Below are 12,804 nucleotides of genomic sequence, written 5' to 3' on the forward strand. Positions count from 1 at the left end.
CCGGGCTCACACCTTGCCGTAGTGGTCGCGCAGCCCGAGCCAGCGGCGGATCAGCGGGTCCACCACTTCGGGGTGGTGGTCGGCCAGGTAGCGGGCCAGCCGTTGTACTTCCGGCAGCAGCGCCTGATCGCGCACCAGATCGGCAATCCGGAGATCGGCCAGGCCGGTCTGGCGGGTGCCGAGCAGCTCGCCCGGACCGCGGATTTCCAGGTCCTTCTGGGCGATGACGAAGCCGTCGTTGGTGTCGCGCAGCACCCCCAGCCGCTGGCCGGCGGTCTTGGTGAGGGGGGCGTGGTAAAGCAGCACGCAGTGGGAGGCGGTGGCACCCCGGCCGACCCGGCCGCGCAGCTGGTGCAGCTGGGCCAGGCCGAGTCGTTCGGGGTTTTCGATGATCATCAGCGAGGCGTTGGGCACGTCGACCCCCACCTCTATCACGGTGGTGGCCACCAGCAGGTCGATATCGCCGTCCTTGAAGGCGGCCATCACCGCCTGTTTCTCCGCTGCCTTCATCCGGCCGTGCACCAGCCCCACCTTCAGCTCCGGCAACTGGGCGGTCAGCTCGCTGGCGGTGTCTTCCGCCGCCTGGCATTCCAGCACTTCCGACTCGTCGATCAGGGTACAGACCCAGTAGGCCTGGCGGCCCTGCTCCCGGCACACCTGGCGCACCCGGGCCATCACCTCGTCGCGGCGGCCGTCGGGAATGGCCACGGTAGTGACCGGGGTACGGCCCGGCGGCAGCTCGTCGATGATGGAGGTGTCCAGATCCGCGTAGGCGGTCATCGCCAGGGTGCGGGGGATGGGGGTGGCGGTCATGATCAACTGGTGCGGGTAATAGTCGCCCTGGCTGCCCTTCTCGCGCAGGGCCAGGCGCTGGTGCACCCCGAAGCGGTGCTGTTCGTCGATGATCACCAGTTCCAGGGCGTTGAACTGCACCTGCTCCTGGAACAGCGCGTGGGTGCCCACCACCATGGCCAGCTCGCCGCCGGCCAGCTTTTCCAGCTGCTCGGCCCGGGCCTTGCCCTTGACCTTGCCCGCCAGCCAGCCCACCTGGATGCCGAGCGGGGCCAGCCAGGCGGCGAAGTTGTTGGCGTGCTGCTCGGCCAGCAGTTCGGTGGGTGCCATCAGCGCCACCTGGCCCTGGTTGCCGATCACCTGCAGCGCCGCCAGCGCCGCCACCAGGGTCTTGCCCGAGCCCACGTCCCCTTGCACCAGCCGCATCATGGGCACGGTTTTCTGCAGATCGGCGCCGATTTCCGCCACCACCCGGCGCTGGGCAACCGTGGGGGCGAACGGCAACTGGTCGAGGAAGCGGTCGAGCAGTGGCTGCGGACAGGGCAGCGGGCGGGCATGGTGGGCCTGGCTCTGCTCACGCACCTTGAGCACCGACAGGTTGTGGGCCAGCAGCTCTTCCATTACCAGCCGGCGCTGGGCCGGATGCTCGCCCTGCTCGAGTTGTTGCTGGGACACCTCGGGCGGTGGCCGGTGCAGCAGGCGTACCGCCTCGTTCAGCCCCAGCTGACGGTCGTAGAGGCCGTCGGGCAGCCATTCCTGCAGCGGCTGCTGTTCGAGCAGGGCCAGCGCCTGGTCGCTGAGCTGGCGCAGGCTGATTTGGCGCAACCCTTCGGTGGTGCCGTACACCGGGGTCAGGCTGGCCTCGGCGCTGACCGGTTGTTCCCCCTGCAGCAGGCTGTATTCCGGGTGGATGATCTCCAGGCCGTGGTGGCCGGGACGGACTTCGCCGAAGGCGCGCAGCCGGGTGCCGGCGGTTAGGCTGTTCTTCTGGGCAGCGGCGAAGTTGAAGAAGCGCAGGGTGAGGGTGCCGCTGTCGTCGCGCAGGCGGCAGATCAGCATGCGTTTGCGGCCGTAGCTGATGTGGTTGTCGACGATCTCGCCCACCACCGAGACGTGCATGCCCGGCATCAGGCCGGCGATGGGGTAGAGACGGGTGCGATCTTCGTAGCGCAGGGGCAGGTGAAACAGCAGGTCCTGCACCGTATCCAGGCCCAGGCGGTGCAGTTTTTCCAGCATTTTATCGCCCACCCCCTTGAGCAGGCTGAGGGACATCTTGTCCAGATTCATAGCGGCCTTACACTGTAAATATTTACAGAGGATAGCAGAGGCGGGATTAAAATGGGACTGGGGACTGGGGACTGGGGACTGGGGACTGGGGACTGGGGACTGGGGACTGGGGACTGGGGGTTGTCTGGTTCCTGGTTCTGGTCTTCAATCCCGAATCCCGAATCCCGAATCCCGAATCCCGAATCCCGAATCCCGAATCCCGAATCCCGAATCCCGAATCCCGAATCCCGAATCCCGAATCCCGAATCCCGAATCCCGAATCCCGGTTCTTACAGCAGCCGCTTCAGCAGCACATTGGCGCGGGTGCGGGCCACCCGTTTCAGCAGCTTCTGCACCGGCTCCGGGTAGTCGCCGAGCTCTTCGATTTCCGAAAAATGCTTCAGGCGGGTGCAATGTTCGAGGATATTGGCCTTTTCCGCCTCGAACCGGGCATGCAGCAATAGTTCCGGATCCTGCAGCAGCAGGCCGTTTTCCAGATCCAGTCCCCAGGCGCGGGGGTTGAGGTTGTTGCCGGTGATCATCGCCAGATCGTCGTCCACGAACAGCCCCTTGAGGTGGTAGGAATTGCGTTCGTGGCGCCAGAGCATGATGTTGAGCTTGCCCTGGTAGATGAAGGTCTGGTTAGCGCGGGCGAAGCGGCGCAGGTTGGTTTCGTACAGGTAGGGCAGGCCGCCGATGGTGCGGAACGATTCTTCCGGCGGAATATAGAAGTCGTTGGCGGTCTTGTCGCCGATCACCAGGGTGACTTCAATCCCTTTCTTGAGCAGGCCGCGGATGTCCTTGGCCAGCGGCTTGGGCAGGTTGAAGTAGGGGGTGCAGATAAAGAGCTTTTCCCGGGTGCCGCGCAGCAGGTGGCGGATGGTGCGGTTGAGCCGGTTGCCGAGCTTGCCGAGGCCGGCCAGGGGAGTAACGGCGACCTGGCCCGGCTGGCGGGGCAGGTCCTCGAACTGGTAATGCGCCCGGCGCATCTGCTGCTTGAACTGGCGGATCTGCTGGCGCAACTGGCGGGCTCGGGGCACCTCCGGGTTGTTCAGCGACGGCACCGCCGGATTGTCGGCAAAGAGCCGGTCGATATAGTCGGCCATGGTGTCCGCCAACTGCGGGCAGGTGAGCTGGTGGTAGCGGTCGAAGCGGTACCTGTCCTGCTGGTGCAGGTAGATGTCGTTGAGGCTGGCGCCGGAGTAGAGCAGGGTATCGTCGAAGATAAAGCCCTTGAGGTGTAGTACCCCGAGGATTTCCCGGCCCTTGACCGGAACCCCGTGAATGGCGATGGGATGCGGGTAACGGGTGGCGAATTCCTGGTACATCAGGTGGTTGCCGCCCTGCCCCTGATGGCCGATCAGCCCCCGCTGGGCCCGGTGAAAGTCCACATAGAGGCGTACGTCCAGCACGGGATTGGCCTGTTTGGCCTCGTAGAGGGCGGTGAGCACCTCCCGGCCGGCCTCGTCGTCCTGCAGGTAGAGCGCCACTATGCAGATGCGGGTCCGGGCGGCGGCGATCAGCTCCAGCAGCCGCTGCTTGAAGGCCCGGGCGGAGTGCAGCACCTGCACCCGGTCGGCATTCACCGCCAGGGTCGGCAGTCGCTGCAGCAGGGTTCGGTAGTAGTTGGCTAGTTGCATAGGTAAACCTGGTTAATAAGGTTGCCGAGTAAGACCATACTCAAACGACAAGATTCGGGGCAGTTTACCGAATTTAGGGGAAAGGCGGCAAATTACTGCGGGGACTGGGGATCAGGGACTGGGGATTAGCGCGGCTACCCCACTCCCGAGTCCCTATTCCCGAGTCCCTCAAAGGGGCCGGGTGGCCTGTTCCAGCCAGGCCAGGTCGTCCCCGGCGAGCCGCGGGCTGACCTGCTCCCACACCCGGGCGTGGTAGTCGTTCAGCCATTGCACATGCTTGGGCTCGAACCAGGCCGTATCGATCAGCCGCCGATCGAAGGGCACCCAGGTGAGGTTTTCGAACTCGAACACCGGGATGTCGCCGTCGGTGTCGGCGGGTTGCACCACTTCCAGGTTTTCGCAGCGGATGCCGAAGGCGTCTTCCCGGTAGTAGCCGGGCTCGTTGGAGACGATCATGCCGGTGGTGAGCGGCACCATGCTGCCCTTGGGCGAAATGCGTTGCGGGCCCTCGTGCACGCTGAGGAAATGGCCCACGCCGTGGCCGGTGCCGTGGTCGAAGTTGTAGCCCTGCTGCCACAGGGGCAGGCGCGCCAGGGCGTCCAGCTGCAGGCCGCCGGTGCCGGCGGGGAAGCGGGCGCAGGCCAGGTCGATATGGCCGCGCAGCACCAGGGTAAACAGCTTAGCGATCTCGGCGTCGGGCTCGCCCACCGCCACGGTGCGGGTGATGTCGGTGGTGCCGTCCAGATACTGGCCGCCCGAGTCCACCAGGTAGATGGCGTCCTGCCCCAGCCGGCGCGGAGTGCCGTTGCTGTGCCGGTAGTGGCACATGGCGGCGTTGGGGCCCAGGGCGGAGATGGTGCCGAAACTCGGCTCCACGAATTCGGGCTGCTCGGTGCGAAAGGCCTCCAGTTTGTCGGCCAGGGTGCCTTCGTCTTCCCGTTCCGGGTTGGGCTCAGCCAGCCGGCGGTCCAGCCAGGCCAGGAAGCGGCATACCGCCACGGCGTCGCGCAGGTGGGCGGCACGGCTGCCGTGCACTTCCACCGGGTTCTTGCAGGCCTTGGGCAGCATGCAGGGGTCGTCGGCGAACACCAGCTCGGCGCCGGCCTGCTCCAGCACCAGGGCGCTCCAGGCGTTGGCGGTGGCCGGGTCGAGCTGCACCCGGGCTCCCTGCTTGCCAAGGGCGAGCAGGGCCTGTTCCAGCCCGTCCATCGGTGCCAGGCTGACGTTTTTGCCACAGTGGGCGGCCAGATCCAGATCCTCGAACTTGGCGGGATCGGCGAACAGCTGCACGGCGCCGTCCCGGTGCAGCAGGGCGAAGCTCAGCACCGCCGGCAGGCAGGGGATGTCGCGGCCGCGGATGTTGAGCAGCCAGTTGATAGGCTCGGCCTGGGTCAGCAGCTGGGCGTCGACGCCGGCGGCGGCCAGGGTTTCGGCGATGCGGTGGCGCTTGGCCTCGCTGTGCTGGCCGCTGTATTCCTGGCTGAGCAGCAGCGCCGGCCGGTGCTCCGGGGCGGGTCTGTCGTGCCAGTGCAGGTCGATCAGGTTCTGTGCCAGCGGCACCAGGCTGATGTTTTTCGCCGCCAGTCTGGCCACCGCCGCCCGGTGCCAGCTCTGGCTGTGCAACCGGGGGTCGAAGCCGACCCGGCTGCCGGCCTGCAGCTCCACCGCTATCCAGTCGAGGAAGGGCTCGTTGACCAGATGGCGGAACTCGAACAGCGCCGGATCGCACTGGTGGCGCACCTGTACCGTGTAGCGGCCGTCCACGAAGATGGCCGCCCTGTCGGCCAGCACCACGGCGGCGCCGGCGGAACCGTTGAAGCCGCTGATCCAGTCCAGCCGCTCGGCATGGGGCGGAATGTATTCCCCCAGGTGTTCATCGTCGTGGGGCACGATAAAGGCGTCCAGGCCCTGTTGGTTCATGCTGTCCCGGACGGCGGCGAGGCGAGTGGCATAAGTCATGGCGATTCCTTAACGCGAAGTGAGTAATTGCTTGATGGGGCGACCCGCCGATTCGATAGGCTGTTGCAACAGGGCGGCGCCGGCACCGAATTCGCCCTCGAGGAGGCGGGCGCGGAGTATGTCGACTACCGGCAGGGGCAGGATTTTGCAGGGCGTCCGGTTCATCTGACATCGTATCGGGTCTGTGATTCGGTCACTCTACTCCGCCCCGGAAGCCTTGGCAAACCGGGGCCCGAGCCGGAGCTGCTGGATCAGCAGCGCGGCCACTATCATCACCAGCCCCACCACGGTGGCCGGGTAGATGGCCTCGCCCACCAGGAAGCACAGCAGCAGCAGGGAGGCGAAGGGGGAGATAAAGATCAGGTTGGAGATGCGGGCGGTGTTTTCCGCGTGTTTCATGGCCAGCAGCCACATCACGAAGGCGAAGCCCATCTCGAACAGGCCCACGTAGATGGCGCCGACCCAGCCCTGCCAGGCGGTGAGGGCAAAATCCGACCACAGGGCGGTGGCCAGCACGATGAAGGGCAGGGCGAGCAGGAAGCTCAGGGTGAGCGCTACCAGCGCATCGCCCTGGTTGCGGGTGTTGAGGATCCAGTAACCGGCCCAGATCAGGGTGGACACCAGCGCCAGGGCCACTCCCAGGGGATCCTCGAAGTTCAGGCCGAATACGTCGCCCCGGGTGGCGATGACCATGGCGCCCAGGTAGCCGAGCACGATGGCGAGCCAGTCCTGGCCGCGGATTTTCTGGCCGAGGAAGGGCACCGCCAGCAGGGTGAGGGTGATGGCCCAGGTATAGTTGAGGGTCTGGGCCTGCTGGGCCGGCAGCCGGTCGTAGGCCTGGAACAGGACAAGATAATAGAGCGCCGGGTTGAGCAGCCCCAGCAGCAGGTAGTAGCCGGGCCGGTCGCGCAGATAGCGGCCCAGGTACCTCAGCTTGCCCTGCGCCGCCAACAGGCCGAGCAGCAGCAACAGCGACGTAGCGGTGGCCACCAGCAGCAGCTGGGCCGGGGAAAAGTAGCCGAGGGAGAGCTTAAAGGCGGTGGCCACCGTGGACCAGCAGGCCACGGCCCCCAGTCCGTACAGGTAGGCTTTTTTCTGATCTTTCATCTTGTTATCGGGCCCGTGGGAGACAGAGGCCTCCAGTGTAGGCAATAAGCCGGGGCAGGAGAAGAGGCGGCGTTTTCAGTAGCGGTCGGGATCTTTGGCCATGTCCTCGAAAGGGCGGCGTTTTTCCCGCTCCAGCACCAGCTCCTCCAGGGTGTTTATCCGCTCGTGCAACTGCCGGTTGTCTGCCTCCAGCCCCCGTATCCGCTCTTCCAGCTCCCCCTGGGCCCGGCCCTGGTTGAGCAACAGCGAGGTGACCAGCAGCCCCGCCCCCAGCAGCAGTATCCATAGCAGCATGGTGCTTCCCCCCGTCCGAAAAGGTCAGCTTACTATGTGACGGCGGCCGGAAAAAAGGAAAGGGCTGCACAATGCAGCCCTTTTTCTTGCTTCACTGTCGGCTCAGTGCATGCCGTGCGCCTTGGGTGCCAGCGCTTCGTCGAACTCCGGCAGCGGCTGGTGGCGGGAGGCGAGGAAGGTGTAGATCACCGGCAGCACGAACAGGGTGAACAGGGTGCCGATGCTCAGGCCGGAGACGATGACGATGCCCATGCCGAAACGGGAGTAGGCGCCGGCGCCCACCGCGAACAGCAGGGGGATCAGGCCCGCGACCATGGCGGCGGTGGTCATCAGGATGGCGCGCAGGCGGATGCGGGCGGCCACCCGGATGGCCTCGGTGCGGCCGCGGCCCCGATGCAGCTGTTCTTCTTTGGCCACCTCGCACATCAGGATGCCGTGCTTGGTGATGATGCCCACCAGGGTGATCAGCCCCACCTGGGTATAGATGTTCATGGTGGCCAGGCCCCAGGCCAGGGCGATCAGGGCGCCGGAAATGGCCAGCGGCACCGACACCATGATCACCAGGGGATCGCGCACGCTCTCGAACTGGGACGCCAGCACCAGGAAGATGATGAACAGCGCCAGCAGGAAGGTCATGTACAGGGCGTTGCCCTCGGTCACGAACTGGCGGGCGGCGCCCAGGTAGTCGTGGTTGTAGCCGGTGGGCAACTGGGCGGTGACCTCCTGCTCCAGGAAGTTGATGGCATCGCCCATCGACACCCCCGGGGTGAGCACGGCGCCGATGGTGGCCGAGTTCAGCTGGTTGTAGTGGGGCAGGGCGCGCGGCTGGGCTTCCATGGTGATGGTCAGCAGGTTGCTGAGCGGCACCATGTCGCCGTTGTGGGCGCGCACATAGTAGTTGTTGACCGAGTCCGGATTGAGCCGGTTTTCCCGCGTGACCTGGGGGATCACCTCGTAGCTGCGGCCGTCCAGATCCACCCGGTTGACGTAGGCGTCGCTCATCATGGTGGACAGGGTGATGGCGATGTCCTGCATGGTCACCCCGTAGGCGCCGGCCTTGTCCCGGTTCACATCTATCTTCATGGTGCCGGCGTCGAACGCCAGATCCAGCTCGCTGTAGATGAACAGCGGGTTGCTGCTGACCTTCTGCAGCACGTCCGCCGCCACTTCGTACAAGCTCTCGAAGTTGTTGGGGGTGGTCAGCACGTACTGTATCGGCAGGCCGCTGGAGGCGCCGGGCAGCTCGGGGAACTCGAAGGCGCTGATGGCCACCGCCGGAATGGCCTGTAACGGCGGGGTCAGCCGCTCGATCACCGCCTTCTGGGAATCACGCTGGCTCCAGGGCTTGAGCACCGCTACCGCCAGGCCCTGGTTGGCATTGGGTACGCCGGTAATGGTGAGCGAGGTGGCCAGGGCATCGTCCCGGTTCAGCACCGCCACCGCCTTGCGCATGTTGTTCTCGATGTAGTCGAGGTTGGCGCTGTTGGGGGCCTTGGCCATCATCAGGAAGGCGCCGCGGTCTTCGTTGGGCGCCAGCTCGCTGGGGATGAAGCTGAACAGCACTGGCAGCGAGCCGAACACCAGCACCGCGAAGGCGATCACCACCGGGCGTTTGCCCAGCACCGCGTCCAGCATGCGCGCATAGGCATCGGTCAGCCGCTCCAGGGTGTCTTCCACCCCCCGTTCGAAGCGGTTGGGATTGACGTGGGCCTTGAGCAGCCGGGAGCACATCATCGGCGACAGGGTCAGCGCCACCACGCCCGAGATGAACACCGCACCGGCCAGGGTCAGGGCGAACTCCTTGAACAGCGAGCCGGTGATGCCACTCATCAGCGCGATGGGGGCGTACACCGCCGCCAGGGTGATGGTCATGGTGATCACCGGCAGGGCGATCTCCCGGGTGCCGAGAATGGCGGCCCGGTAAGGGTCTTCGCCGGCCTTGATATGGCGGTCGACGTTTTCCACCACCACGATGGCGTCGTCCACCACCAGGCCGATGGCCAGCACCATGGCCAAGAGCGTCATCAGGTTGATACTGAAGCCGAACAGGTTCATCAGTATCGCCACGCCCACCAGCGACAGGGGAATGGTGATGATGGGGATCAGCACCGCCCTCAGTGAGCCGAGGAACAGGGTGATCACCACCAGCACGATCAGCGAGGCTTCGAGGATGGTCTTGACCACTTCAAAGATCGACTCGTTGATGGCGTCGGTGGCGTCGTACAACAGCTTCATCTTGATGGTGTCGGGCATGTTGCGTTCGAGGCCCGGCAGCATCTCGCGCACGTTGGCGGCCACGTCCAGCGGGTTGGCGGAGGGGGTGGGATCCACCCCGATGATCACCGCCGACTCGCCGTCGGCCAGGGCGCGCACCACATCATGGCTCTTTTCCAGCGACACCTGGGCCACGTCGCGCAGCCGTACCACAGCGTCGCTGCGGGTGGCGATCACCAGCGACTCCAGCGCCTCGGTGCTGCTGACCTGGGAGTTGATGTCGCTGTTGTAGAGCATGAAGTGGCCGGTGGCCTGGCCGGCGGCGGCCTGGTAGTTGTTGGCCTGCAGCACCGACAGTATCTCGCCGGCGGTGAGCTGGTAGGCGGCCATGCGCAGCGGATCCAGCCAGATGCGCAGGGCGAACTTGGAGCCGCCGAACAGGTTGAGCTTGGCCACCCCGTCCACCGAGTAGAATTGGGGCCGCACCACCCGCTCCAGGTAGTCGTTGATCTCGGAGGAGTTCAGCTGTTCGCTGCTGAAGGAGATGTACATGATGGAGGTGGAGGCCCCGGTGGTCATCTCCAGGCTGGGGTCTTCCGCCTCCCGCGGCAGCTGCGAGCGCACCGAGTTGACCCGTGCCAGTATGTCCGACAGGGCCGCGTTGGAGTCGGTGTTCAGCTTCATCTGCACCGTGATCTGGGAGCTGCCCATGCTGCTGGTGGAGCTCATGAAGTCGATGTTGTCGGCCTGGGCGATGGCCTGCTCCAGCGGCTGGGTGATAAAGCCCTGCACCAGGTCGGCGCTGGCGCCGTAATAGCCGGTGGACACGGTGATGACGGTGTTGGTCATCTCCGGATATTCCCGCACCTGCATCTTCTGCAGGGCCTGCAACCCCAGCAGCACGATCAGCAGGCTGATCGACACGGCCAGTACCGGCCGCTTGATAAAGATATCGGTAAAGCGCATCGGGTTCTCCGCTTACAGCATGGGGGTCGATTCAGGCGTATCCAGGGCGTCGCTCTCCACCGGCGTGACCCGGCTGCCGTTCGACAGCCGCACCTGGCCGGAGGTCACGATTTGCTCGCCGGGTTCCAGCCCCTTCACCACCCGGGCGAACTCGGCCTCCCGTTCGGCGACTTCCACCACCCGTTGCCGGGCGACCAGCACGGTTTCGCCGTTGTCGGCCTGCTCTTCCTCCACCACGTAGACGGTCTGGCCGTAGAGGGTGAAGTTGATGGCATGCTGGGGCACCAGCATCTGCTCGCTCAGGGTCGGCAGCCTGACGTCGAGCTTGGCGAACATGCCCGAGCGCAGCTTGCCGTCCTGGTTGGGAATGCTGGCCTGCACCTGCACCACGCCCGAGTCGGGATTCACCTGCGGCTCGATGGCGGTGATTTCCCCTTCGAAGGGGGTGTCCGGGTAGGCGTCCACGAAGATATTCAGCGCCTGGCCCACCGCAATGTCGGCCAGCCGGGTCTGGGGGATGGTGAAGCGGATGCTGAAATGGCTGATGTCTTCCAGCCGGGCGATGTCCGCGCCGGCGTTCAGGTACTGGCCGAGGAAGGCGTTGCGGATGCCCATGATGCCGTCGAAGGGGGCGCGGATGGTGCGCCGCTCTATGGTGGCCTGGAGCGAGTCTATCTGCCCCTGCAGCTCGCGATAGTTGGCTTCGGCTTCGTCCAGCTGGCCCTTGGACACCGAGCCCCGGCCATAGAGCTGACGCATCCGTTCCAGGTTGGCCTGCACCGAGGGCCGCCGGCCCTCGGCGCTGCGCAGGTTGGCTTTTTCCACGTCTGCATCCAGCTCCACCAGGATGTCGCCGGCCGTCACCTGCTGGCCGGATTCGAAGTGGATGGTGCGGACGATGCCGGCAGATTCATTGCTGACGTTGATGCCCTGGATCGGCTCGATAAAGCCGATGGCGGCGATGCGTGGCGTCCAGTCCCGGGGTTGCAGCTCGGCCAGGGTCACCGGAACGCTGGGTACCGGCATGTTGGCGAAGTACTGGGCCATCATTTTTTGCTTGAACAGGTTGAAGCCAATTACACTGCCGAAGATCAGGATCACAAGCAGCAGCATGGACAGGGTCCACTTTTTCATCAGGGTTACTCCCGCGACATTATTATCGTTTTAGAATGGCGTTCCAGGCGGCATCGATCAGCTGCTCATACAGCGTTTCATCGAGCTCGATACAGCCTTTGGTGTGCTTTTGCGACAACAGCATCAGGTTTTCCAGCGCCAGAAAACCCAGCAGTTCGGCGGGGATATCCCGGAAAATGCCTTGCTGCCGGCCGCGCTCGAAAAACTCGAAGATGGGCTTGAAGTAGTGCTCGTCCATCTGTTTTTCCTCCTCCCGGTCGAACAGGGGAGAGGCCTCGTATTGCACCCGGTACAGCAGACAATCCGGATTGTTCATCAGATAATGGATACAGTTCAGCCACAGCTGGCGGAACTGCGGATAGCCGGGTCTGTCGAGATCGACCTCTTTGCAGATGGCCAGGGACACTTCCTGCATGCGCTCTTCGTGAACACAACGCAGCAGGCTTTCCTTATCCTGGAAGTAGCGATAGATGGTGCCCGTCGCGACGTCGGCATGTTTGGCCACCAGTTGCATCGACATGCCCTGAAAGCCATAGTGGGCGATCAGGGTTTCGGCTGCGTTCAATATGCGTTCACGTTTATCCGACATTCTCTTGGCTTGCTCTGGTGGTGTACTGCTTCTGAATGAACGTTCATTCACTAGCGGGGAATTGTAGGCCTTTCCCGTGGCAAGTCAATGAGGGCACCTTGGCTTACGGCAAGTTTAGCCAAAAAAAGCAGCACACTGATGACAAAAGCGGCAGCTGATGGGTTATTGTAAAAAAGTGCTGGACAAGGTCGGGGGGTCACCTTAGTATTCGCAGCGTCCAAATATAGAGCGCCCGTAGCTCAGCTGGATAGAGCGCTGCCCTCCGGAGGCAGAGGTCACAGGTTCGAATCCTGTCGGGCGCGCCATCTGGTAATGGACAAAATGTGGTGACCGTAGCTCAGTTGGTAGAGTCCCGGATTGTGATTCCGGTTGTCGCGGGTTCGAGCCCCGTCGGTCACCCCAGTTTCAGGCCTCGGCCTGGAAGCAGTAAACAATGCGAGGGTGGCGGAATTGGTAGACGCGCTAGCTTCAGGTGTTAGTGTCCTATGGACGTGGGGGTTCAAGTCCCCCCCTTCGCACCACTGCTTCATAATGAATAAAACGGCGTTTAGCGCAGCTTGGTAGCGCATCTCCGGTCGTTGGGAATAAGCGGACCAGAGGGTCGCGCCCCGACACTAAAGCACAACTTAGAGAGTTTATCGGCGTTTAGCGCAGCTTGGTAGCGCATCTGGTTTGGGACCAGAGGGTCGCAGGTTCGAATCCTGCAACGCCGACCATTATTGTACCGACCGATGGTCGGTTTTTTCGTTTCTGGTGTTTAGCGCAGCTTGGCAGCGCATCCGTGTTTTTAATATGAGCGGGACCAGAGGATTTTCGCAGGTTCGAATCCTGCAACGCCGACCA

The 12,804-nt window shown here is 64.1% G+C and carries 8 protein-coding genes and 5 tRNA genes; 5 read left to right on the plus strand and 8 right to left on the minus strand.

What is annotated here, in order from left to right; translation table 11 throughout:
• Positions 1-6: 6 nt before the first annotated feature.
• From recG to C7H85_RS11060, 8 genes are all read right to left on the minus strand, one after another.
• Positions 7-2,079 (minus strand): ATP-dependent DNA helicase RecG, encoded by a 2,073-nt coding sequence (recG, locus tag C7H85_RS11020; RefSeq protein WP_106729761.1) that lies wholly within the window; start codon positions 2,077-2,079, stop codon positions 7-9.
• A 269-nt stretch (positions 2,080-2,348) separates the two neighbouring features.
• Positions 2,349-3,698: a CDP-diacylglycerol--serine O-phosphatidyltransferase gene (gene pssA, locus C7H85_RS11030; RefSeq protein WP_106729763.1), complete on the minus strand. Its 1,350-nt coding sequence runs from the start codon at positions 3,696-3,698 to the stop codon at positions 2,349-2,351.
• Between the two features lie 168 nt (positions 3,699-3,866).
• On the minus strand, positions 3,867-5,657 hold the full coding sequence (locus C7H85_RS11035; protein WP_106729764.1) for an aminopeptidase P family protein: 1,791 nt from the start codon (positions 5,655-5,657) through the stop codon (positions 3,867-3,869).
• A 198-nt stretch (positions 5,658-5,855) separates the two neighbouring features.
• Entirely contained in the window at positions 5,856-6,764 is a 909-nt protein-coding gene (locus tag C7H85_RS11040) for a DMT family transporter (protein WP_106729765.1), read from the minus strand.
• Between the two features lie 75 nt (positions 6,765-6,839).
• Positions 6,840-7,058: a hypothetical protein gene (locus tag C7H85_RS11045; protein WP_106729766.1), complete on the minus strand. Its 219-nt coding sequence runs from the start codon at positions 7,056-7,058 to the stop codon at positions 6,840-6,842.
• Between the two features lie 102 nt (positions 7,059-7,160).
• Positions 7,161-10,238 carry a multidrug efflux RND transporter permease subunit gene (locus C7H85_RS11050; protein ID WP_106729767.1) on the minus strand — a complete coding sequence of 1,026 codons (3,078 nt, stop codon included), beginning with the start codon at positions 10,236-10,238 and terminating at the stop codon, positions 7,161-7,163.
• 12 nt (positions 10,239-10,250) lie between these two features.
• A complete protein-coding gene (locus C7H85_RS11055; RefSeq protein WP_106729768.1) occupies positions 10,251-11,372 on the minus strand; it encodes an efflux RND transporter periplasmic adaptor subunit in 1,122 nt (373 codons plus the stop codon).
• A 22-nt stretch (positions 11,373-11,394) separates the two neighbouring features.
• The gene (locus C7H85_RS11060; RefSeq protein WP_245879646.1) at positions 11,395-11,937 is read right to left on the minus strand and encodes a TetR/AcrR family transcriptional regulator; all 543 of its coding nucleotides are present in this window, start codon (positions 11,935-11,937) and stop codon (positions 11,395-11,397) included.
• Between the two features lie 252 nt (positions 11,938-12,189).
• On the opposite strand from C7H85_RS11060, the gene C7H85_RS11065 reads away from it, so the two are divergent.
• From C7H85_RS11065 to C7H85_RS11085, 5 genes are all read left to right on the plus strand, one after another.
• Positions 12,190-12,266 (plus strand) — tRNA-Arg (locus tag C7H85_RS11065).
• Positions 12,267-12,287: 21 nt separating this feature from the next.
• Positions 12,288-12,363: transfer RNA gene (locus C7H85_RS11070), tRNA-His, on the plus strand.
• A gap of 33 nt (positions 12,364-12,396) precedes the next feature.
• Positions 12,397-12,482, plus strand: a tRNA-Leu gene (locus C7H85_RS11075).
• 118 nt (positions 12,483-12,600) lie between these two features.
• Positions 12,601-12,677: transfer RNA gene (locus C7H85_RS11080), tRNA-Pro, on the plus strand.
• A gap of 35 nt (positions 12,678-12,712) precedes the next feature.
• Positions 12,713-12,804 (plus strand) — tRNA-OTHER (locus C7H85_RS11085).

The organism is Zobellella endophytica (assembly GCF_003012775.1).
GTDB lineage: Bacteria > Pseudomonadota > Gammaproteobacteria > Enterobacterales > Aeromonadaceae > Oceanimonas > Oceanimonas endophytica.